The sequence below is a fragment of the Gulbenkiania mobilis genome, assembly GCA_004346645.1.
Lineage (GTDB): Bacteria > Pseudomonadota > Gammaproteobacteria > Burkholderiales > Chromobacteriaceae > Gulbenkiania > Gulbenkiania mobilis.
This window is the reverse complement of sequence record SMDA01000006.1, coordinates 104,069-125,338: the sequence shown is the minus strand read 5'-3', so window position 1 is coordinate 125,338 and position 21,270 is coordinate 104,069. Positions and strand designations below refer to the sequence as shown.

17 protein-coding genes are annotated in these 21,270 nt (G+C 63.6%); 12 read left to right on the top strand and 5 right to left on the bottom strand.

The window, feature by feature from the left end; all coding sequences use genetic code 11:
* The first annotated feature begins 294 nt into the window (after positions 1–294).
* Positions 295–1,425: an HD-GYP domain-containing protein gene (locus EV669_RS10440; protein WP_055433740.1), complete on the top strand. Its 1,131-nt coding sequence runs from the start codon at positions 295–297 to the stop codon at positions 1,423–1,425.
* Positions 1,426–1,493: 68 nt separating this feature from the next.
* Here EV669_RS10440 and EV669_RS10435 read toward each other — a convergent pair whose 3' ends face one another.
* Both EV669_RS10435 and apaG read right to left on the bottom strand, forming a co-directional pair.
* Positions 1,494–3,299, bottom strand: coding sequence for an ABCB family ABC transporter ATP-binding protein/permease (locus EV669_RS10435; RefSeq protein ID WP_055433739.1), 1,806 nt, complete (start codon positions 3,297–3,299; stop codon positions 1,494–1,496).
* 158 nt (positions 3,300–3,457) lie between these two features.
* Positions 3,458–3,832, bottom strand: a complete 375-nt coding sequence (gene apaG / locus EV669_RS10430; RefSeq protein ID WP_054286410.1) for a Co2+/Mg2+ efflux protein ApaG — start codon at positions 3,830–3,832, stop codon at positions 3,458–3,460.
* A gap of 125 nt (positions 3,833–3,957) precedes the next feature.
* Here apaG and EV669_RS10425 point away from each other — a divergent pair, with 125 nt between their 5' ends.
* The 9 genes from EV669_RS10425 (at position 3,958) to prmB (ending at position 12,485) form a co-directional block, all read left to right on the top strand.
* Positions 3,958–4,575: a hypothetical protein gene (locus EV669_RS10425; protein WP_132098632.1), complete on the top strand. Its 618-nt coding sequence runs from the start codon at positions 3,958–3,960 to the stop codon at positions 4,573–4,575.
* Between the two features lie 75 nt (positions 4,576–4,650).
* Positions 4,651–5,337, top strand: a complete 687-nt coding sequence (gene rpe, locus EV669_RS10420; RefSeq protein WP_132098631.1) for a ribulose-phosphate 3-epimerase — start codon at positions 4,651–4,653, stop codon at positions 5,335–5,337.
* Positions 5,334–6,092: an SDR family NAD(P)-dependent oxidoreductase gene (locus EV669_RS10415; RefSeq protein ID WP_132098630.1), complete on the top strand. Its 759-nt coding sequence runs from the start codon at positions 5,334–5,336 to the stop codon at positions 6,090–6,092. Before rpe ends, EV669_RS10415 begins: the two co-directional genes overlap by 4 nt.
* A gap of 10 nt (positions 6,093–6,102) precedes the next feature.
* Positions 6,103–6,777 carry a phosphoglycolate phosphatase gene (locus EV669_RS10410; protein ID WP_132098629.1) on the top strand — a complete coding sequence of 225 codons (675 nt, stop codon included), beginning with the start codon at positions 6,103–6,105 and terminating at the stop codon, positions 6,775–6,777.
* Positions 6,778–6,911: 134 nt separating this feature from the next.
* On the top strand, positions 6,912–8,375 hold the full coding sequence (gene trpE / locus EV669_RS10405) for an anthranilate synthase component I (RefSeq protein ID WP_132098628.1): 1,464 nt from the start codon (positions 6,912–6,914) through the stop codon (positions 8,373–8,375).
* 46 nt (positions 8,376–8,421) lie between these two features.
* Positions 8,422–8,994 carry an anthranilate synthase component II gene (locus EV669_RS10400; RefSeq protein WP_054286404.1) on the top strand — a complete coding sequence of 191 codons (573 nt, stop codon included), beginning with the start codon at positions 8,422–8,424 and terminating at the stop codon, positions 8,992–8,994.
* Positions 8,995–9,027: 33 nt separating this feature from the next.
* Positions 9,028–10,056, top strand: coding sequence for an anthranilate phosphoribosyltransferase (trpD, locus tag EV669_RS10395; protein ID WP_132098627.1), 1,029 nt, complete (start codon positions 9,028–9,030; stop codon positions 10,054–10,056).
* Between the two features lie 46 nt (positions 10,057–10,102).
* Positions 10,103–11,485, top strand: a complete 1,383-nt coding sequence (locus EV669_RS10390) for a phosphomannomutase/phosphoglucomutase (RefSeq protein WP_055433731.1) — start codon at positions 10,103–10,105, stop codon at positions 11,483–11,485.
* 85 nt (positions 11,486–11,570) lie between these two features.
* Positions 11,571–12,485, top strand: coding sequence for a 50S ribosomal protein L3 N(5)-glutamine methyltransferase (gene prmB, locus EV669_RS10385; protein WP_055433797.1), 915 nt, complete (start codon positions 11,571–11,573; stop codon positions 12,483–12,485).
* Between the two features lie 51 nt (positions 12,486–12,536).
* Here the strand turns inward: prmB and EV669_RS10380 are convergent, their stop codons facing one another.
* A complete protein-coding gene (locus tag EV669_RS10380) occupies positions 12,537–13,154 on the bottom strand; it encodes a LysE/ArgO family amino acid transporter (RefSeq protein ID WP_132098626.1) in 618 nt (205 codons plus the stop codon).
* Positions 13,155–13,253: 99 nt separating this feature from the next.
* On the opposite strand from EV669_RS10380, the gene EV669_RS10375 reads away from it, so the two are divergent.
* The gene (locus EV669_RS10375) at positions 13,254–14,165 is read left to right on the top strand and encodes a LysR family transcriptional regulator ArgP (protein ID WP_054286399.1); all 912 of its coding nucleotides are present in this window, start codon (positions 13,254–13,256) and stop codon (positions 14,163–14,165) included.
* Here the strand turns inward: EV669_RS10375 and EV669_RS10370 are convergent, their stop codons facing one another.
* Positions 14,166–16,547 carry an EAL domain-containing protein gene (locus EV669_RS10370; protein WP_132098625.1) on the bottom strand — a complete coding sequence of 794 codons (2,382 nt, stop codon included), beginning with the start codon at positions 16,545–16,547 and terminating at the stop codon, positions 14,166–14,168.
* 220 nt (positions 16,548–16,767) lie between these two features.
* Between EV669_RS10370 and EV669_RS10365 the strand changes: the two genes are divergently transcribed.
* Positions 16,768–17,193, top strand: a complete 426-nt coding sequence (locus tag EV669_RS10365) for a cytidine deaminase (protein ID WP_082446399.1) — start codon at positions 16,768–16,770, stop codon at positions 17,191–17,193.
* A gap of 66 nt (positions 17,194–17,259) precedes the next feature.
* Here EV669_RS10365 and purL read toward each other — a convergent pair whose 3' ends face one another.
* On the bottom strand, positions 17,260–21,216 hold the full coding sequence (purL, locus tag EV669_RS10360; protein WP_132098624.1) for a phosphoribosylformylglycinamidine synthase: 3,957 nt from the start codon (positions 21,214–21,216) through the stop codon (positions 17,260–17,262).
* Positions 21,217–21,270: the final 54 nt, after the last annotated feature.

Genomic DNA, 21,270 nt, shown 5'->3' with positions numbered 1-21,270 from the left:
CGTGCGCAAGCGGGCCGCCTCGTGAGCAGCCCGAACGTTATCGGAAGAGCCAGCCCAGGCACGTCGCCCGCTCCCGAAGATGGGCAGCACACAGGACTGAAAAGACCGACTTTATCACGCCCCCTGCAGGGCGTCATGGCCGGCCCGGCGCCTCCCTCCGGCTCATTACTGTTCCGGTGGCGCCAGCGCTCGTTTCAAGCATTCGTTTGACATGAACCATGTTTGACCAATATCAAGCGCGGCGGCTGGCAATGACAAATAATTCGGGGTTCATTCACCTCAAGACTGATGCCCATGGCTGATACCCCGCTCCTTAAACGCCTCTCTCCCGCAGAAGTGCTGATCGACAAGCCGCTCGAGGAAGCCGTGTACGATGCGGACGGCACCCTGCTGCTGTCCAAGGGAGCGGTGCTCAAGGACCCGAACCTCAAGAGTAAGGTTGTCGAGCGCGGTCATCGCAAGGTGGACCCGCTCGCCCCGCCCGCGCCACGATCGGGCGGACCGCTGGAAAAGCCGCGCGAGCCGGTGTTCTCCAACGTGCAGCACATTGCCTCTTCGCTGAACGTCATCCTCACCGATTACCTTGCGGGGCGCCATGCCCACACTTTTGAATCACGCATCCGCTCGTTGGCCACCCGGCTGGCCGCAGCCTGCGCGGACGATGCCGAGGCAGCCATTGCCGCCATCCACCTCTTCCACGAGGGGGACTACGCCATCCGCCACCATCTTTCGGTGGCAACCGTCACCGCGCTGATCGCCCAAGGGCTGGATCTGCCGGCAGAAGCAGTGAACAGCCTCGTGTGCGCGGCGGCCACCCACGACATAGGCATCCTGCAACTGGCCAACCATACCGCCGAACTGCCTGAACGGCACAAGATCCTGATCCGCCAGCATCCCACCCTCTCGCTCAACGTCCTCAAGGAGCATGGCGTGGAAGATCCGCTGTGGCTGGAAGCGGTGATGCAGCATCACGAGCGGCTGGATGGTACCGGCTACCCCTACGGTCTGTCTGGCAGCGAGATCAGCCAGGCCGGACGCATTCTTGCCGTGGCCGATGTGTACTGCGCCATGACCCGTCCACGCCCCTACCGCCCCAAGGCCTACTTTCCGATGGCGGCAATGCGCGACCTCTACGTCGGCCAGTCGCACCAGCTGGATAATGCTTTGATCCAGATGCTGATCAAGGTGATGGGGCTCGTGCCGCCCGGCTCGCTGGTGCGTTTGAAAAACGGCGAGCTGGCGGTGGTCAAGAAGCGCAGCAATTCGCTCAATCCGCTGTGCTTTGCACTGCAGTCCCCTACCGGCACGCCACTGATGCCCCCGGAGCGGCGCGACACCCGCGAGCCTACGCTCGCCATCAGCGGTCGGGTCGATCCCGAGCAGTGTACGCCCATCATGGCGCTGATCCGTCGCCTCTGGGCCTGAATGATGGCTTGACCATGCAAAGGGCGCCGACGGCGCCCTTTGCATTGATGGGTCCGACGCTGCCAGGCTCAGACCTGTTCGCTGGCCTGGGTTACGGCCGAGTCCCCTTCCTGCTGCAACGCCCACATCTGCGCATAGCGGCCATTGCGGCTAAGAAGCGCGGCATGCGTGCCGCGCTCGATGATGCGCCCCCCTTCCATCACCAGAATCTCGTGGGCATGCACCACGGTGGAAAGGCGGTGAGCGATGATCAGCGTGGTGCGGTTGGCCGAAATCTCTGCCAGCTCCCGCTGGATGGCCTTTTCCGTATGCGAGTCGAGCGCACTGGTGGCCTCGTCGAAAATCAGGATCGGCGGGTTTTTGAGAATGGTGCGTGCAATCGCCACCCGCTGCTTCTCGCCACCCGAGAGCTTTAGACCCCGCTCGCCGACGGCGGTGTCATAGCCGTCCGGCAGGCTGCTGACGAAGGCGTGGATATGCGCCGAGCGCGCCGCGTCGATCACCGCGTCGCGTGATGCGTCCGGCGCACCGTAGGCGATGTTGTAGTAGATGCTGTCATTGAACAGCACCGTATCTTGGGGGACGATGCCAATGTGGCGGCGCAGCGAGTCCTGCGTCAATGCACGGATGTCGGTGCCGTTGATGCGGATGGTGCCGGCCGTCACGTCATAAAAACGGAACAGCAGGCGGGCCAGTGTGCTTTTGCCGGCACCACTGGCGCCCACCACCGCCACCGTATGGCCGGCCGGAATTTCGAAGCTGACGTCGTGCAGGATCTTGCGGTTGGCATCGTAGCCGAAGTCCACATGCTCGAAGCGCACGCTGGCCTCGCGGGTGGCCAGCGGTATGGCTGCTGGGGCGTCGTCCACCTCCGCACCCGCATCCAGCAGCCCAAACATGCGTTCCATGTCCGCCAGCGAATGCTTGATCTCGCGGTAGACGAAACCAAGGAAGTGCAGTGGTGCATACAGCTGGGTCAGATAAGTGGACACCAGCACGACATCCCCCACCGTCATCTCGCGCGCAACCACCCCACGGGCAGCCAGCACCATCAGCGCTGTCACCCCGGCGACGATGATCAGTCCCTGACCCGCGTTGAGGAAGGACAGCGATACCTGATTCTTGATGGCAGAGGCTTCCCACGCCGCAAGGTTCTGGTCATAACGAGCCGATTCGTAGCGCTCGTTGTTGAAGTACTTGACCGTCTCGTAGTTGATGAGCGCATCGATGGCCTTGGAATTGGCCTTGGAGTCCAGCTCGTTCATGCTGCGGCGGAACACGGTGCGCCACTCGGTGACGGTAAGCGTAAACGCGATGTAGGCGACGATGGTGCCCAGGGTGACCACGGCAAACCACACGCTGTAGCGCGAGAACAGGATGATCGACACCAGCGTGATTTCCAGCAGCGTGGGCAGGATGTTGAAGACGGTGAAGTTGAGCAGGAAACCAATGCCCTTGGTACCGCGCTCGATGTCACGGCTCATGCCACCGGTCTGGCGGTTGAGATGGAAACGCAGCGACAGGCGAAACAGATGATCGAAGACATTGCGCGCCACGGTGCGCACCGCACCCTGGATGACTCGGGCGAATACCGCATCCCGTAGTTCTCCAAACACGCTGGCGCACAGGCGGGCAAAACCGTAGCCGATCAGCGCACCCACCGGCACCGCCAGCATCGTGGCCGGCACCGACAGTTCGTCGATAATGTCCTTCAGGTAGAGCGGCATGATCACGTTGGCCACCTTGGCCGCGATCAGGCAGGAGAGCGCAGTTAGCACCCGCCCCTTGAAAGCCCACAGATAGGGCAGGAGCGTCTTGAGGGTTTTAAGGTCGTTTCGTTCGGTCGGCGCTGGGCCGGTATGGGTGAAGCGCATCGGAGCGTTGCCTGTTACGGAGGGGTTGGCCGAAGATGGAGGCCCCTCATCGTAAAAGAAAGCCCGCCATGTGGATACTCGTTCTCGAAGCACTGCTGGCCCTGGGGTTGGCCGGCTTCATCATCTGGTGGACCTGGCCGCGTCGCTAACGATCGTGCTCAATGCAGAATGCGCGGTGCAATGAGCTGGAACTCCGGGATGTCGGCCTCGAAGCGGGTGCCGTCGTCGGCCAGCATCTGATAGCTGCCGCGCATGCTGCCAAAGGGCGTGGAGATCTGCGTCCAGCTGTTGTACTCGTAACGCTCCCCCGGTGCCAGGCGAGGGTGCTCGCCCACCACGCCCATGCCGCGCACCTCCTCGACACGGTTGTGGGCATCGGTGATGAACCAGTGGCGGCTTACCAGACGGGCCGGCGCATCGCCCTCATTCACGATCACCACCTTGTAGCCGAAGACGTAGCGCTGCTCGTCGGGCTCGGATTTGTCTTCCATGTAGTACGGGTCGGCTTCCACCCTGATCGTGTAGTTTTTCATTGCGCTCTCCAGGTCAGCACGGATTTTGCCAAGAATTCTAGCAAACGCCTCTCCTGTGAACACGGGCGCGCGGTGACCGCCGCCCCACGGCAGAGCCAGGCAACCTTCAACCTGCGAGAACGAAGATGAAACCCAAGGACCTCACCCGACACGGGCGCCCCGGCTGGCGCCCCCTGCGGGCCGGGCTCGCCGGCGCCGCCCTCCTCTCCTTGGCCGCCGTGGCCACCGCCGGCTGGATGGTGCTTCGGCCAACCCCGGCAGTGCAGCCGCTGACAGGCCAGAGCGACAACGCCCCGAGCTATGTGGAAACCCTCTCTCCTGCCACGCCTTCATCCAACACCAGCGTAGTCAGCGGGTATTACGTCAGCCGCCCCCTGCCGCTGGACGAGGACCCGCTCGCCTTGAAACCAGGCGACCCCAGGTACGGCGGGCTGCCCGAAGCAGACCAACTGGCTCACTTCGAACCCTTGCCCCAGGCTTCACCGGGGGAGCGCAACCTGTCACGCCTTCAGGCCGACATCCGGCCCCTGCTCAGTCAGGCGCGCCGCTCGCTGGAGGAGAATGACCTCTATCTTGCCCAAGGCCTGATCGACGTCCTGGAGGCCCGGGCCGCCGATACGCCGGAAGTGGCCGATTTGCGGGCCGAACTCGACGACCGGATCGAAGCGGCCACCGGGCGTGCGGTATGCCGGGACGGCGCTGCCTGTGGCCGGATGACACTCAGCCAGGCAGAGACCCCCTGATGCTGGCCCGGCCGCAGACGTGGCCGGCATCGGGCGGCGCGGGTAGAATCCGGGTTTTGCCCGAAGCCTCCCGCCATGAGCTACCGCATCGCCCCCAGCATCCTCTCCGCAGACTTCGCCCGGCTGGGCGAAGAAGTCCGCACCGTGATCGAAGCCGGCGCCGACCTTATCCATTTTGATGTGATGGACAACCATTACGTGCCCAACCTGACGATGGGCCCAATGTTCTGCGAGGCCATTCGCCCGCACAGCAGTGTGCCGATCGACGTGCACCTGATGGTCAAGCCGGTGGATGCGCTGGCCGCGGCCTTCGCCAAGGCAGGTGCCGGTCTGATCACCTTCCATCCGGAAGCTTCCGAACACATCGATCGTACGCTCGGGCTGATCAGGGATGCTGGCTGCAAGGCAGGCCTTGTATTCAACCCGGCCACACCCTTGACGTATCTGGATCACGTGATGGACAAGCTCGACATGGTGCTGATCATGTCTGTGAACCCTGGCTTCGGCGGGCAGAAGTTCATTCCAGAGGCGCTCAACAAGATCCGCGCCGTACGCCAGCGGATCGACGAGCACACCGCGCGCCATGGTGGTGAGATCTGGCTGGAAGTGGATGGCGGCGTGAAGGTTGACAACATCCGAGCCATCGCCGAAGCCGGCGCCGACACCTTCGTGGCCGGCAGTGCCGTTTTCGGCCAACCCGATTATCAGGCGGTCATCGCCGCGATGCGCGCCGAACTGGCGCAGTCCCGGAGGATCGCATGAACGCCGTCATTCTGACTGGGGCCTCGCGCGGTCTGGGGCTGGCCCTGGCGACCGATCTTGCGCTCGCGGGCACGACCGTAGTGGGCGTTGCCCGCAAGGAAAGCGAGGGCTGGTGCGCGCTTGCGGCCCGCTGCCCGGGCAGCGTCCACTTCATCGCCGCCGACCTCTCCTCCGCCGGCGCCTTGTCCGCGCTGATGCCCGCGGCGCTGGCCGCGCTTTCCGGACAACGTCTGCGCACCCTGGCTCTGATCAATAATGCGGGGGTGGTCACCCCGGTGGCGCGCGTCGGCGAGGCCGATCCGGCACAAACCGCAGCGGCCCTGCACATCAACCTGCTGGCGCCGATGGTGCTGACGGGAGATTTCATCCGTCTGAGCGAAGGTCTGGCCGACGATCGGCGTGTGCTCAACATTTCCTCGGGCGCAGCCGTTAAGACCCTCCCGGGCTGGGCGGTGTACGGTGCCACCAAGGCCGGGCTGGACCATTACACCCGTCACGCCGCCGCCGAAGCCGCCCAACGCGGCAAGGGCCTGCGCGTAGTGTCGCTGTATCCGGGCGTGGTGGATACCGACATGCAGGCCACCATCCGCAGCAGCGACCCCGACGCCTTTCCGGACCGCCCCGCCTTCGAGGCGCTCAAGCGCGACGGTGGGCTCGCCTCGCCGGCCGACACCGCCCGCCACATCGCCACCTACCTGTTCGCGCCGTCGTTCGGCTCCACGCCGGTCGATGACATTCGCACCGCTTCTGCCTGAGATCGCCTGCATGACCGCTTCCCTCTACCGCGCCGTTGCCTTCGACCTGGACGGCACTCTCGTCGATTCGATCGCCGATCTGGCCGCCGCCGCCAACGCCATGCGCGAAGCGTTGGGTATGGCACCCTTGCCCCAGGCCCGCATCTGCACCCATGTGGGCGATGGCGTAGCCACACTGGTTCACCGCGCGTTAACCGACGCGCACGATGGCGAGGCGCCGCAAGCGCTGTGGGAGCAGGGCTTCGCCCTGTTCGTGCAGCACTACCGTACACATCTTGCCGATCATACCCGCCCCTATCCGGGCGTAACCGAAGCCTTGGGCCTGCTCAAGCAGCTGCAGCTCCCCCTGGCCGTGGTCACCAACAAGTCGTCGCGCCTGGCCATGCCGCTCTTGGAGCAGTTGGGGCTGGCGGGCTACTTCTGCATGGTGCTCGGTGGCGACAGTCTGCCCGAGAAGAAGCCTTCCGCGATGCCGCTGTTGCACGTGGCGGAGCAGTTGGCGCTGAAGCCGGGGCAGCTGCTGATGGTTGGAGATTCGGCCAACGATGTCCTGGCTGCCCGTGCCGCGGGGTGCGGTGCTGCCGTCGTGGCCTACGGCTACGCGGATGCCGCCACGCTGGGTGCCGACCATATCGTGACAAGCCTTGTCGAACTCTACGATTTGTTGAAAAATGAATCGCACTGACGTTTTAACCTGATAAATCCCCTGCGCATATCATGAAATTCCTGCCCAATCTGGCCAGCTGGCGATGGCAACGCTGAATCCCGGCGCCCCCCACCCCCATTGTTTTTCCCTTCTGGTCATTTTGGAGTCATGGCATGACGCACGACGAATTCGAGCGGCTGGCTGCCGCCGGCTATAACCGCATCCCGGTTTCGCTGGAGCTGTTCGCCGATCTGGACACCCCCCTGTCGGTCTACCTCAAGCTCGCCAACCAGCCCTACACCTACCTTCTGGAATCCGTGGTCGGCGGCGAACGCTTCGGCCGTTATTCCTTCATCGGCCTGCCCGCCACTACCCGACTGCGCATCAACCGTCGCAGCGTGCAGGTGGAATACGGTGACAAGGTGGTGGAGCGCCATGAAGGCGACCCGCTCGCCTTCATCGAAAGTTTTCAGGCCCGCTTCCGCACGCCGGTGCTGGAAGGTTTGCCGCGCTTTACCGGCGGGCTGGTAGGCTACTTTGGCTATGACACCATCCGCTATATCGAGAAGCGTCTGGCTGACATCGAAAAACCCGACCCGGTGGGCACGCCGGACATCCTGCTGATGCTGTCCGAAGAGCTGGCGGTAGTCGATAACCTTTCAGGCAAGCTCTACCTCATCGTCTACGCCGACCCGGCAGTCCCGAATGCCCGCCTCAAGGCCGAGGCCCGACTCGGTCAGCTGCGTGCCCGGCTACGCGATGCGGTCACCATTCCGCTGTCGCTGCCAGGACACGGCGGCAATGCGGTGTCCGAGATGGGCGCCGACGTCTTCATGCAGTCGGTGGAGGCTGCCAAAGCCTACATCCACGACGGCGATATCATGCAAGTGGTGCTTGCGCAGCGGATGCAGATGCCCTACGAAGAATCGCCGCTGTCGCTCTACCGCGCGCTGCGCAGCCTCAACCCTTCGCCGTACATGTTCCTCTACCACTTCGACGATTTCCACGTCGTGGGTGCCTCGCCGGAGATCCTGGTGCGTCGTGAAGGCAGCACTGCCACCGTACGCCCCATTGCCGGCACCCGGCCCCGTGGCCGCACGCGGGAAGAGGATGAGCGGCTGGCGGCCGAGCTTCTGACCGACCCGAAGGAAATTGCTGAGCACGTAATGCTGATGGACCTGGGCCGCAACGACATCGGGCGCGTGGCTGCCACCGGGAGCGTGCGCGTCACCGACAATATGGTCATTGAGCGCTACTCGCACGTGATGCACATCGTGTCGAGCGTGGAAGGCACAGTCGCGCCCGAGGTGTCGAATATCGACGTGCTGAAGGCTGCCTTCCCGGCCGGCACCCTCTCCGGTGCCCCCAAGGTGCGGGCCATGGAGATCATCGACGAGCTCGAGCCGACCAAGCGCGGCATCTATGGCGGCGCAGTCGGCTACCTCGGCTTCAATGGTGACATGGACTTGGCTATTGCCATCCGTACTGCGGTGCTGAAGAACGGCCGGCTCTACGTACAGGCGGGTGCGGGCATCGTGGCCGACTCGGTGCCGGAAGCCGAGTGGCAGGAGACCCGGAACAAGGCTCGGGCCGTGATCCGTGCCGCCGAACTCGCCCTGAACGGCCTCGACGCCTGACCCCATCGGCCGAGCGCTTCGGCCAACCTGCCGCAAAGGATGCAACATGTCGCTGTTAATGATCGACAACTACGACAGCTTTACCTACAACCTCGTCCAGTATTTCGGTGAGCTGGGTCAGGAAGTCCGTGTGTACCGCAATGATGAAATCACCGTCGAGGATATCGAACGGATGGCGCCGCAGTACCTGGTGCTCTCGCCAGGCCCCTGCACGCCCAACGAAGCCGGCGTTTCCGTACCTGCCATCCAGGCCTTTGCTGGCCGGCTGCCCATCTTGGGTGTGTGCCTTGGCCACCAAAGCATCGGCCAGGCCTTCGGTGGGCGCATCGTACACGCGCGCCAGCTAATGCATGGCAAGGTGTCCCCGGTGTTCCACAACGATGCCGGTGTCTTCGCCGGACTGCCCAATCCGGTCACCTGCACCCGCTACCATTCGCTGGTGATCGAGCGAGACACTCTGCCCGACTGCTTGGAGATCACCGCCTGGACCGAGGACGGCGAGATCATGGGCGTGCGGCACAAGACGCTGCCGATCGAGGGGGTCCAGTTCCATCCCGAATCCATCCTGACCGAGCACGGCCATGACATGCTCGCCAACTTCCTGCGCGAATTCGGCTAAGCCTTGCGCACCCAACGGACAGGAACGACAGCAATGATCACACCCCAGGCAGCCCTGAACCGGCTCATAGACGGTAACGAGCTCTTCTTCGACGAAATGCTGGATCTGATGCGCCAGATCATGCGTGGTGAGGTTTCCCCACCCCTGACGGCCGCCATCCTGATCGGCCTGCGTGTCAAGGTGGAAAGCGTGCTTGAGATTGCCGCTGCCGCCACGGTAATGCGCGAGTTCGCCACCCCCGTGCCCGTGAAGAACCGTCAGCATCTGGTAGACACCTGTGGCACCGGCGGCGACAAGGCCCATACCTTCAATATCTCCACCACCGCAGCCTTCGTGGTAGCCGCCGCAGGCGGACGGGTGGCCAAGCACGGCGGGCGTTCGGTGTCATCCAGCTCGGGTAGCGCCGACGTGCTGGAGGCCCTCGGCGTCAACCTCGACCTCACGCCTGAGCGCGTGGGTCAGGCCATCGACGAAATCGGCGTGGGCTTCATGTTTGCTCCCAACCATCACAGTGCGATGAAGCACGTCGCATCCATCCGCAAGGAACTGGGTGTGCGCACGCTGTTCAACATCCTGGGGCCGCTTACCAACCCTGCCGGTGCCGAAAGCCAGCTGATGGGCGTCTTCCATCCGGACCTGGTAGGTATCCAGGCCCGCGTGCTCAAGGCGCTGGGCAGCCGCCGCGCGATGATCGTGCATGGCTGTGACGGCCTGGACGAAATCACCCTCAGTGACCGAACGATGGTGGCCGAACTGCGTAACGGCGAAGTCCACGAATACCTGCTCGACCCCCGCGAGCTCGGCTTCGACTTCTTCGACCCGCGCGACATCCGGGTCACCGGCAAGGACGCAGCCCGCGCCCGGCTGCTCTCGGTACTGGACGGTGAGGCTGGCCCGGCCCGCGATATCGTGCTGCTGAACGCCGGCGCAGCCCTGTACGTCGCGGAAGTGGCCGACTCGCTGGTCGAAGGCATCGACCGGGCCCGCGAAGCCCTTCTGACCGGCCAGGCCCGCCGAAAACTGGGACAGCTGGTAGAATTCAGCCACTCAACCTCCCACTGATCTTTGGCCGGCTTTGCCGGCCAATTACTTCCAACACGGCGCTAACATGAAAAACACACTCTCCAAGGAGATTTTCAAGGCGTACGACATTCGCGGCATTGTCGGCAAGACGCTGACGACCGAGACCGCGAGGCTGATCGGCCAAGCCCTGGGCACCGTTGCCCGCGAGAAGAAGGTGAAGGCCCTGGTGATCGGCCGTGATGGTCGTCTGTCCGGCCCGGATCTGTCTCATGCCTTGGCCGAAGGCATCCGTGCCACGGGCACCGACGTCGTCGACGTGGGCCGCGTGGCCACCCCGATGCTGTACTTCGCCGCCCACGAGCTGGGTACCTATTCAGGCGTGATGGTCACCGGAAGCCACAACCCGCCCGACTACAACGGGTTCAAGATGGTGATGGCGGGCGACACGCTTTCGGGCGACGCCATCGAGGCACTCTACCAGCGCATCGTGGCGCGCGACTTCGAGACGGGCGAAGGGCAGTACCGTACTCACGACATCAGCGAGGCGTATTTCGAGCGCATCACCGGTGACATCAAGCTGGAGCGACCGATGAGCATCGTGGTGGACTGCGGCAACGGTGTGCCCGGCGCCTTCGCGCCCATCCTGTATCGTCGCCTGGGCTGCCGGGTGCGCGAGCTCTTCTGTGATGTGGACGGGCACTTCCCCAACCACCATCCGGACCCGGCCAAGCCAGAAAACCTGCAGGACGTGATCCAGGCACTGGAAAAGACCGATGCCGAGGTCGGGCTTGCCTTCGACGGCGACGGCGACCGGCTGGGTGTGGTCACCAAGGATGGCAACATCATCTGGCCCGACCGGCAGCTGATGCTGTTTGCTGCCGACGTACTGGAGCGCAACCCCAAAGCCCGCATCATCTACGACGTGAAGTGCACGCGCCTGCTGGCCGACTGGATACGCGAGAACAACGGCACGCCCGAGATCAGCCGCACCGGGCACAGCTTCATGAAGGCCGCGCTCAAAGCGCATGACGACGCCCTGCTGGCCGGTGAGATGAGCGGTCACGTCTTCTTCAAGGAGCGCTGGTATGGTTTCGACGACGGTATGTATGCCGGCGCGCGCCTTCTGGAGGTGCTCTCGCGCGTAGACGACCCCAGCGCCCTGCTCAATGCGCTGCCCAACGCCGTCAGCACGCCCGAGCTCAACCTGAAGATGGCTCACGAGGGCGAAAACCACGCCCTGATCGAGAAGCTGCAGGCGACGGCCAGCTTCACCGATGCCCGGGACGTAATTACCATCGACGGGCTGCGGGTAGAGTATGCGGATGGTTTTGGCCTGATGCGTGCCTCCAACACCACGCCGGTGATTGTGCTACGGTTCGAAGCGGACGATCAGGCTGCGCTCGAGCGCATCCAGGACGACTTCCGCCGCGTGCTGGCCCCGGAGGTGGACGCACCGCTGCCCTTCTGACCCCAGTTGGGTACTTGCCCGACCCGTGTTTTACAGGGACACCGCCCGGCGCGTGTCCCTGACGTTTTTGAAGAAAAGGAAGACCATGTACGCCGACGCTGCCAGCAGCCTCAAAACCGTGCGCGACCTGCTGCGCTTTGCCGTAACGCGTTTCAACGATGCCGGTCTGACCTTCGGTCACGGCACCACCAACGCCTACGATGAGGCCGCCTACCTGATCCTGGCCACGCTCAAGCTGCCTGTGGACCGGCTGGAACCCTTCCTGGACGCCACCTTGCTGCCTACCGAGGTCAAGGATGTGGTGGACCTGATCGAGCGTCGGGCCGAGGAGCGGGTGCCGGTAGCGTATCTGACGCACGAAGCCTGGCAGGGCGATTTCAACTTCTACGTGGACGAGCGCGTGATCGTGCCCCGTTCGTTCATCTACGAACTGCTCGGCCAACCGCTTTCGCCGTGGATTGAATACCCCGAGCTGGTCCATCGCGCACTGGATCTGTGCACCGGCTCGGGCTGTCTGGCAATCCAGATGGCCCATCACTACCCCGATGCCGAGATCGACGCGGTGGACATCTCGCTGGACGCGCTGGAAGTGGCCGCGATCAACGTGGAGAACTACGGACTCGAGGACCGGGTACAGCTGATCCATACCGACCTCTTCGAGGGGATCGAGGATACCTACGACCTGATCATCTCCAATCCGCCCTATGTGGACGAAGAGTCGGTGGACAGCCTCCCCGAGGAATACCTGCACGAGCCTGAGCTGGCGCTGGGCTCGGGCGAGGACGGGCTGGATGCCACGCGCCGCATTCTGGCGGCCGCGGCGGAGCGGCTCAACCCGCATGGTGTATTGCTGGTGGAGATCGGCCATAACCGCGAGGCACTGGAGGATGCGTATCCGCGCCTGCCTTTCGTCTGGCTGGAAACCAGTGGAGGGGACGGTTTTGTGTTCCTGCTGACCCGTGAAGATCTGGTGGAGGCACAGGTCAACGGCGACCTGTAAGTGTTTCGGCCAACCCCGCAACCGTTGCAAGGTTGGCCGAAGCCCCCCCCGCTACCGCAGGCCGAAATTGAAGACCAGCATGCCGGCGGTGAAGAACATTACGGCCGCGATGAAACCGTCCAGCACCCGCCAGCTGGCCGGCTTTTCGAAGTAAGGCGCCAGCTTGCCGGCAAAGAAACCGATCCCGGCAAACCAGCAGAACGAAGCCGTCAGGCTGCCGAGCAGGAAGGGCACCCTGCCGCTTTCGCCGTAGACCGTCGACAAACTGCCAATGAGCACCACGGTATCCAGCCAGACATAGGGGTTCAACAGCGTCACCATCAGGATGGTTCGGATCGCTGTCTTGCGGTCGCGTTCCACCCCGCCCTGCACCGTCAGCGCGCCGGGACGCAAGGCATTGCGCAGCGCCTTGATCCCTAGCCAGATGATGAAGCCGGCACCGCCCCAGGTCACAACCTGGATCAGCATCGGCTGCGTGGCGATCAGGCGGCCCAGGCCCAGCACGCCGCTGCCGATGAGCAGGATGTCGCAGGCGATGCAGATCGTCACGATGGGCAGCACGTGGCTGCGCCCGATGCCCTGGCGCAGCACATAGGCATTCTGCGGACCGATGCCCACAATCTGGCTGGCTGTCAGGCCCAGCGCCGAAAGATAGATGCTCCAGTTCAATGTTTTCTCCCGATGAATGTCTGCATTACACCGGCTTGTCCGGCAGAAGTAAAAGCAAACGTTTTGATGCCATATCAATCGAACTAATGGGAGCGCAGCATGCTTGATCCGCGCTGGCTGGAAGCTCTGACGGCCGTGGTGGACGAATCCGGTTTCGACCGTGCGGCGCAGCGGCTATGCCTGACGCAGTCGGCGGTGTCGCAACGCATCCGTCAGCTGGAGGAGCATCTGGGACAACCGGTCGTAAGCCGCACGCAACCGCCGGAGCCGACACCGGCAGGACGGCGGCTGATCCAGCACCATCGGCAGATGCGTTTGCTGGAGCAGGAGCTGCTGGGCACGCTTGCGCCCGCCGCTAGCGAGGCCAGCTATACACGGGTGTCGATCGGGGTGAATGCAGACTCGCTGGCGACCTGGTTCCTGGAAGCGGCCAGGCCAGCGGTGGAGGCACACCGGCTGCTGCTGGACATCCGGGTGGACGATCAGGATTACACCCATGCGCTGATGCGCGACGGTGACGTGATCGGCTGTGTCAGCACCCAAACGGTGCCCCTGCAAGGTGGCGAATGCCGCTTTCTTGGAGCCATGCGTTATCACTGCCTGGCCACCCCGGCCTTTAGCGCCCGGCACTTCCCGCATGGGCTGACTGCGGCAGCCTTGGCATCGGCACCCGCCATCCTCTACAGCCACAAGGACGACATCCACAGCGAATTTCTCGCCTCGGCGCTGGATTACCACGGGCCCTTTCCCAGCTTCCGTCTGCCTTCCGCCCAGGGTTTCCTGGAGTGCACGCTACAGGGCATGGCCTATTGCCTACTGCCGGAAATGATGACCACGGGCGCGTGCAGCGCCGGCCGGCTGGTGGACCTGCTGCCGGGGCAATGGGTGGACATCGGACTTTACTGGCATCAGTGGCGCATCGGCTCGCAGGTGGCCGCCTCGCTGGCGGACACGCTCGAGGCCTATGGCCGGGCGAACCTGCGACCGTCGGCGGAGCAGCCTGCGGGATGATCAGGCCGCAGGCGAAGCTTCGGCCAACCCAGAAGTTCGGGCGCTCAAAGGCCACGCCTTCAGCCACTGCAGTAAGGCATCCACCGGCAGTGGCGGGGAAATACCGTAGCCCTGCCCTTCAGTGCAGCCCAAGGCGCGCAGCCGGTCCCAGATTTGCCGGCTCTCGATTCCTTCCGCAACAAGTCGTCGTCCGGAATGCTGCGCAAATGCCTGCATGCTGCGAATGATGGCCTCGTTGCCTGGCACCTCCAGCAGCTGCTGCACGAAGCGTTGGTCGATCTTGAGCGCATCGAAAGGAAGCTGCTGCAGATGAACCAGCGAGGAGGCGCCGGTGCCAAAGTCATCCAGCGCCACCACGATGCCCAAACGGCGACAAGCTTCCAGCCGGTCGATCACAGCTTCTGCCTGCTGCTGCGAGACAGTTTCCAGCACTTCGAACTCCAGCATGCCCGGCGCCAGTGGAGTGCCGCGAAGCAGGGCGGCCACCTCATTGACAAAGGTGGGGTGGCCCAGCGTCTGCGCGGAAAGATTGATGCTGATGGGTAGGTGCAGCCCCGACGCCTGCCAGCGTACGGCCTGACGGATCGCTTGACGGATCACCCAGCGGTCCAGGTCACGCATCAGGTCGGTAGCCTCAATCGCCGGAAAGAAGGCCCCGGGCGCCAAGTGCCCCTCTTCCTGACGCCAACGCACCAGTGCTTCCACACCAAGGATTTCTTGCGTCTCGAGATGGATGCGCGGCTGGTAGAAAAGCTCCATTTCTCCGTTGCCCAGCGCATCGGCGAAGGCATTGCGCAAGGCATGGCGCCGATGGATCTCGGCATCCATGTCCTCATCGAAATAACGATAGTCGCGGCCGGTGCTCCGGGCCCGCGTCAGCGCCAGATCGGAGCGTCGCAATAGGGTAGAGGCATCGCAACTTCCGGCCTGCCCACTGGCCACACCCAGCGTTGCCCGCACCGGAATCCGGTCGCCTTGGCAGTGCACCGGTACCTGCATCACCGCGAGCAGGTCGGCCAGTACCCCTTCCAGCTGCGTGCTGCGGTCCGAGGCGATCAGGAAACGGGCTGTTCCCACGCGCCCAACGCTGCCGAAGGTCTGTACCAGCCGGCTGATCCGTCGGGCCACTTCGCACAGCACCATGTCGCCGCGGGCATGACCGATCCGGGCATTGATCTCGTCAAAGCCTTCGACGACCAATGTGAGTACCACCACTTCGTGGCCTTCGTGCACATACATCAGCAACTGGTCGATACGATCCAGCATCAGCTGCCGGTTCGGCAGACCCGTCAGCGCATCGTAGCTGGTCAGGTAGGCCACCTTCTGTTCGGCGCGCGTGCTGCGCTCCACTGCGTCCAAGCGCTCCAGAGCATGGCCGATCTCGCTGGCCAGTGTGGCCATCAGCTGCCGCTTGGAGGTATCGAAGAAATCGGGCTCGTGCGCATAGACGGCGAGCGAAGCGGCGGCCCGTCCGTGCAGCATCAGCGGCGCCACCAGCATGCTGCCGATGCCCTGCGCCTCCAGCAATGGCCGCCACGGCTCCAGCGAGCTGTCCTCACAGACGTTATTGACCACCTCGATCTGACCCGAACGCAGCGCACGCCCGGTCGGCCCTTGGCCGAAGGCCGTATCGGCCCGGAGCGACACATGGATCCGGTCGGCAAAGTCGCCAAGGTCGGCGCCGGCGGCGGAGACCGGTTCTACGAGCTCGCTGGCCTCGTCCACCCAGCCGATCATCGCGTAGCGGAATCCGCCTTCTTCGATGCATACCCGACAGATGGCATCGAACAGGGCGCGTCGGTCGGTCGCATGCACGATCGCCAGACTGACACTGCTGGAAAGCGCATACAGCCGTGACATGGAACGTAGATACTGCTGCTGGGCCTCGGCGTAGCTGTCTAGGCCACGCTGGTAACCCTGCAGTTGCAGCATCATGTCCACCAGCACCCGCTTGCGTACCGCCTCCTCCAGAAGCCGGCGCGAGGGCGGAGGCAGGTCCAGGTCCTCGATCCGCTCTTGGGTATGGATGAGATAACGCTCGTATGCTCCGGTCATCCACACCATGCTAATCCCCAGCCGGTGATGGAGCGCGCCCAAGGCCCGTACCCGCTCTGCCTGCGCCACGTCCAGCGGCTGCCGCAGCAAGGCGCCGAAGTAGCGCACCTGGGAGGTTACCAGTCCGTTCAGCCGCTCGGACGGTAGGGCCAGCAGCGAGTCGGCAGTCTCAGTGTTCTTGAGGAGATACCAATAGAAAGTCTTGCCCAGCGCATCGGGGTTGCCCAGCAGCTGTTCGGCATGCTCGGCGAGCAGCGCCAGATGCTGTGCACGCAAACCGACATAACGGCATAGGGATTCGAGCGGTGGCAGGGATTGGATGCTCATGCGTTGTTCAGTCAAGGACCGCCAAGGGCGGCAATGCACGCAAATTGATTTGAGTCAAGTGTGCGCGGCTAAGACAATGCCGAACAATACCATGAAACCCTGCCAACCCATATGGTTATTCTATGGAAATGTATTATGAATTCGAAATATCACCGCCGATGTATTGACCTTGCCAAAGGCAGCGCGCACCATCCGCCTCCCAGCATACAAGGACGACATGATGCCTACGCCTGAACAATGGACAGCGCTCGAACAGGCCGCCCGGGACGCAGCCCGTCTGGCCTACGTGCCCTACAGCCGGTTTGCCGTGGGGGCCGCCGTACTCACGCGTGACGGGCGCCTCTTTCCCGGATGCAACATCGAAAATGCGGCCTACGGGGTGACCAATTGCGCCGAACGCACTGCAGTATTCTCGGCCCGTATCAACGGCGGCATGGACGAAATCGTAGCCGTTTGCATCTACACTCCCACCGCCACGCCCACCCCGCCCTGCGGCGCCTGCCGTCAGGTGCTCAATGAATTTGGACCTGCCATGGCGGTTCGTGCCATTTGCGACGGACCGGACCATATCGACACCACGCTGGAAGCGCTACTTCCCGGCGCCTTCGGACCGCGCAACCTTTATGCTGCGGCCGCGGACCACTAGCCTTCTCAGGCGGGGCCATAAAAAACGGGCGCCCTGGCGCCCGTTTTTGTAACCTACCGAACCAGCTCAACCCACCCAGCGGCGGGCGGATGCGAACATGCGGAACCAGGCCCCGTTTTCGCCCCAGCCCTCAGGATGCCAGCTGTTGAGAACGGTACGGAACACCCGCTCCGGATGCGGCATCATGATGGTGAAACGGCCATCCTCTGTGGTCACCCCGGTAATCCCCGCCGGCGAGCCATTGGGGTTGAGCGGGTAGGTTTCTGTCGGCTGCCCCGCCCCATCAATGTAGCGCAACGCTACCAGTGCCTTCTCCTGCGCCCCAGCCGCAAACACCGCACGACCCTCGCCGTGGCTCACCACCACCGGCAGACGGCTGCCTGCCATGTCGGCAAGGAAGATCGACGGCGAGGCGGGCACTTCCACCATGCTGAACCGTGCCTCGAACTGCTCCGAGGCATTGCGATGGAATTTTGGCCAGTGCTCCGCCCCCGGGATGATGCCCGACAGGTTGGACATCATCTGACAACCGTTACACACCCCCAAGGCGAAAGTGTCTTTGCGCCCGAAGAAGGCCTCGAACTCGGTCCGGGCACGCGGGTTGAAGAGAATGCTCTTCGCCCAGCCCTCGCCGGCCCCCAGCACATCGCCGTAGCTGAAGCCGCCGCAGGCCGCCAGTCCTTTGAAATCGGCCAGCGACACACGCCCGGCGATCACGTCGCTCATGTGCACGTCCACCGCTTCAAAGCCCGCACGGTCGAAGGCGGCACCCATCTCGATCTGGCCATTGACGCCCTGCTCGCGCAGGATCGCCACCCGCGGGCGGGCCCCGGTGGTAACGAAAGGCGCAGCCGGGTTCTCGTTGACGTTGAAGCTCAGCTCGGCGAACAGCCCACGCGCCTTGGGGTCGGACAGCAGTGCGTATTCGCTGTCGGCGCCGGCCGGATTGTCTCGCAAGCGTTGCATGCGGTAGCTGGTTTCCGACCAGGCACGATGCAGGTCGATACGCGACTCGTTGAAGAGCTCGACACCCTTGTGCTTGATGATGAAGCGGTCTTTACTGTTGACCTTGCCCAGCACGAAGAGCTCGCGCCCGATGCCGGCCTTCATGAAGCGGGCGATCACCTCGGCAGTGTCGGCCTTCTTAACCTGCAGTACGGCCCCAAGTTCTTCATTGAAGAGCACGCGCATGATGCGCGCATGGGTCGCCGCGTCCGGCGTCGGCTGCACAAAATCATCGATGATGCGCTGGGTGTTGCGGCGTTCAACGACCAGCTCCTGCAGGTCAATGGAAACCCCCACGTGGCCCGCGAACATCATTTCGGCCAAGGTGGTGAAGAGACCACCGTCGGAGCGGTCGTGGTAGGCCAGCAGCAGGTTGTCGCGCAGCAGCGTCTGGATGGTATTGAAGAAGGTGACAAGCTGGCTGGGACTCTCGATGTCCGGTGTGCGCCCGTTCATCCACTTCCATACCTGAGCGTAGGCGGAGCCTGCCAGACGGCAGCGGCCGTAGCCCAGGTCGATCAGGATCAGGTCAGTATCCTTGTCTTCCACCAGTGCCGGCGTCACTGTCTTGCGTACGTCTTCAACAGGAGCGAAGGCGGAAATGATCAGCGACAGCGGCGCCGTCACCGCCTTCTTCTCTCCGGCCTCTTCCCATACCGTCTTCATCGACAGCGAATCCTTGCCCACCGGGATGCTGACGCCGATTTCCTGGCAGAACGTGGAAACCGCCTCCACGGTGCGATAGAGGTTGGCATCCTCGCCCGGATGACCGGCAGCAGCCATCCAGTTGGCCGAAAGCTTCGCATTTTCAATGTGGCCGACATAGGCGGCTGCCAGATTGGTCAGCGCCTCGCCAACCGCCATGCGGCCGGATGCAGGCGCATTAAACAGTGCGGCGGGGGTGCGTTCGCCCACGGCCATGGCTTCGCCACGATAGGAGTTGAAACCCATGGCGGTTACGGCCACATCTGCAACCGGTACCTGCCAGCGGCCCACCATCTGGTCGCGTGCGGTCATGCCACCCACGGTGCGGTCGCCGATGGTGATCAGAAAGCTCTTGTCGGCCACCGACGGCAGGCGCAGCACACGGTAGGCGGTTTCCTTGAGCGGGAAGCGCGAGGCGTCGAACACCCGGAACTCCGGCGTCACCGTGGTCACGTCGCGGGTCATGCGCGGTGGCTTGCCCAGCAGCACTTCCAGCGGCATGTCCACCGGTTTGTTATCGAACACGTCGTCACGCACTTGCAGGTGGCCGTCGTCGGTAGCCACGCCGAGCACGGCGAACGGGCAGCGCTCGCGCTCACACAGGGCTCGGAAGGTGTCGAGATCGTCTGGCAGGATGGCCAGGACATAACGTTCCTGCGACTCGTTGGACCAGATCTGCATCGGGCTCATGCCCTTTTCCTCGAGATGCACTTTGCGCAGCTCGAAGATGGCGCCACGGCCGGCATCGTTCACCAGCTCGGGGAAAGCATTCGACAGGCCGCCCGCGCCGACGTCATGAATCGATTGGATCGGGTTGTGTTCGCCCATCTGCCAGCAGCGGTCGATCACTTCCTGGCAGCGGCGCTGAATTTCCGGGTTCCCCCGTTGCACAGAGTCGAAGTCCAGATTCTCGCTGTTGGCGCCGGTGTCCATCGAGGAGGCCGCCCCCCCGCCCAGGCCGATCAGCAGCCCGGGGCCGCCCAGCTGGATCAGTAGTGCGCCTTCCGGGATCTCGTTCTTGTGGATCTGCTGCTGCTGAATGTTTCCCACGCCGCCGGCGAGCATGATCGGCTTGTGATAACCGCGCATTTCGCCGTCGACCACTTCCTCGAAGGTGCGGAAGTAACCGGCAAGGTTGGGACGTCCGAATTCATTGTTGAAGGCGGCGCCGCCGATCGGCCCCTCGAGCATGATTTCCAGGGCGGAGGCGATACGACCGGGGCGACCGTACTCGGCCTGGGTATCACTGTAAGTCTCCCAAGGCTGCCTGAAGCCGGGAATGTTGAGGTTGGACACCGAAAAGCCGGTCAGGCCTGCCTTGGGGCGCGAGCCACGCCCGGTGGCCCCCTCGTCGCGGATCTCGCCGCCGGAGCCGGTGGAGGCGCCCGGGAAGGGCGAGATGGCCGTCGGGTGGTTGTGGGTTTCCACCTTCATCAGGATGTGCGTCGGCTCGGTGGTGTAGCCGTAGACATGACTGCCCGGGGTCGGGTAGAAGCGGTCGATGAAGCCGCCTTCGATGACCGAGGCGTTGTCCTTGTAGGCCACCAGCGTGCCCTGCGGGTGGGCGTCGTGGGTGTCACGGATCATGCGGAACAGGGACTTGGCCATCTTCTCGCCGTCGATCACGAACTCGGCGTTGAAGATTTTGTGGCGGCAATGCTCGGAGTTGGCCTGCGCGAACATCATCAGTTCGACGTCGCTGGGATTGCGGCCCAGGCGCTGGAAGTTCTCGACCAGGTAGTCGATCTCGTCCTCGGACAGGGCCAGGCCCAGCGAAAGGTTGGCCGAAGCCAGTGCCGCACGTCCACCGCCGAGGATGTCCACGGTAGACATCGGCTGCGGATCGATGTGGGTGAAGAGGCGATCGGCATCGTCCAGGGAAGCCAGCACCGTTTCCGTCATGCGGTCGTGCAGCAGGCCCGTCAACACGCGCCGCTCCGCGTCGGACAGCGGCCGGGTCGGGGTGACGTGGTAAGCGATGCCGCGCTCGATGCGCGCCACGGCCTCCAGGCCGCAATGCACGGCAATGTCGGTCGCCTTGGAGGCCCAGGGCGAGAGCGTACCCAGGCGAGGGGTCACCAGGAACATCTCGCCGGTGGGCACGGTGATCAGAGGCGCTTCGCCGTAGGTCAGCAGCTTGTCCAGTACCGCCTGCTCTTCCGGGGCCAAGGCACGCGTGCATTCGGCAAAGTGCCAGTACTCGCTGGCAATGGCCAGCTCCGGCAGGCCGGCTTCGCGTGCGCGCTCCTGAAGTTTATCGAGACGGAACCGGGACAGAGCAACTCCGCCCCGCAGCTTGAGAATGTGCGACATTCGACACCCGCGACAAGTATCATCAAAGCGCGTCATAATACAGCAAACCCCCTT

What these genes read in the sequence shown, in the direction of transcription:
- EV669_RS10440 (WP_055433740.1), top strand. Translation starts at nt 295, where the DNA reads ATGGCTGATACCCCGCTCCTTAAACGCCTCTCTCCCGCAGAAGTGCTG.
- EV669_RS10435 (WP_055433739.1), bottom strand. Translation starts at nt 3,299, where the DNA reads ATGCGCTTCACCCATACCGGCCCAGCGCCGACCGAACGAAACGACCTT.
- apaG (WP_054286410.1), bottom strand. Translation starts at nt 3,832, where the DNA reads ATGAAAAACTACACGATCAGGGTGGAAGCCGACCCGTACTACATGGAA.
- EV669_RS10425 (WP_132098632.1), top strand. Translation starts at nt 3,958, where the DNA reads ATGAAACCCAAGGACCTCACCCGACACGGGCGCCCCGGCTGGCGCCCC.
- rpe (WP_132098631.1), top strand. Translation starts at nt 4,651, where the DNA reads ATGAGCTACCGCATCGCCCCCAGCATCCTCTCCGCAGACTTCGCCCGG.
- EV669_RS10415 (WP_132098630.1), top strand. Translation starts at nt 5,334, where the DNA reads ATGAACGCCGTCATTCTGACTGGGGCCTCGCGCGGTCTGGGGCTGGCC.
- EV669_RS10410 (WP_132098629.1), top strand. Translation starts at nt 6,103, where the DNA reads ATGACCGCTTCCCTCTACCGCGCCGTTGCCTTCGACCTGGACGGCACT.
- trpE (WP_132098628.1), top strand. Translation starts at nt 6,912, where the DNA reads ATGACGCACGACGAATTCGAGCGGCTGGCTGCCGCCGGCTATAACCGC.
- EV669_RS10400 (WP_054286404.1), top strand. Translation starts at nt 8,422, where the DNA reads ATGTCGCTGTTAATGATCGACAACTACGACAGCTTTACCTACAACCTC.
- trpD (WP_132098627.1), top strand. Translation starts at nt 9,028, where the DNA reads ATGATCACACCCCAGGCAGCCCTGAACCGGCTCATAGACGGTAACGAG.
- EV669_RS10390 (WP_055433731.1), top strand. Translation starts at nt 10,103, where the DNA reads ATGAAAAACACACTCTCCAAGGAGATTTTCAAGGCGTACGACATTCGC.
- prmB (WP_055433797.1), top strand. Translation starts at nt 11,571, where the DNA reads ATGTACGCCGACGCTGCCAGCAGCCTCAAAACCGTGCGCGACCTGCTG.
- EV669_RS10375 (WP_054286399.1), top strand. Translation starts at nt 13,254, where the DNA reads ATGCTTGATCCGCGCTGGCTGGAAGCTCTGACGGCCGTGGTGGACGAA.
- EV669_RS10370 (WP_132098625.1), bottom strand. Translation starts at nt 16,547, where the DNA reads ATGAGCATCCAATCCCTGCCACCGCTCGAATCCCTATGCCGTTATGTC.
- EV669_RS10365 (WP_082446399.1), top strand. Translation starts at nt 16,768, where the DNA reads ATGCCTACGCCTGAACAATGGACAGCGCTCGAACAGGCCGCCCGGGAC.
- purL (WP_132098624.1), bottom strand. Translation starts at nt 21,216, where the DNA reads ATGTCGCACATTCTCAAGCTGCGGGGCGGAGTTGCTCTGTCCCGGTTC.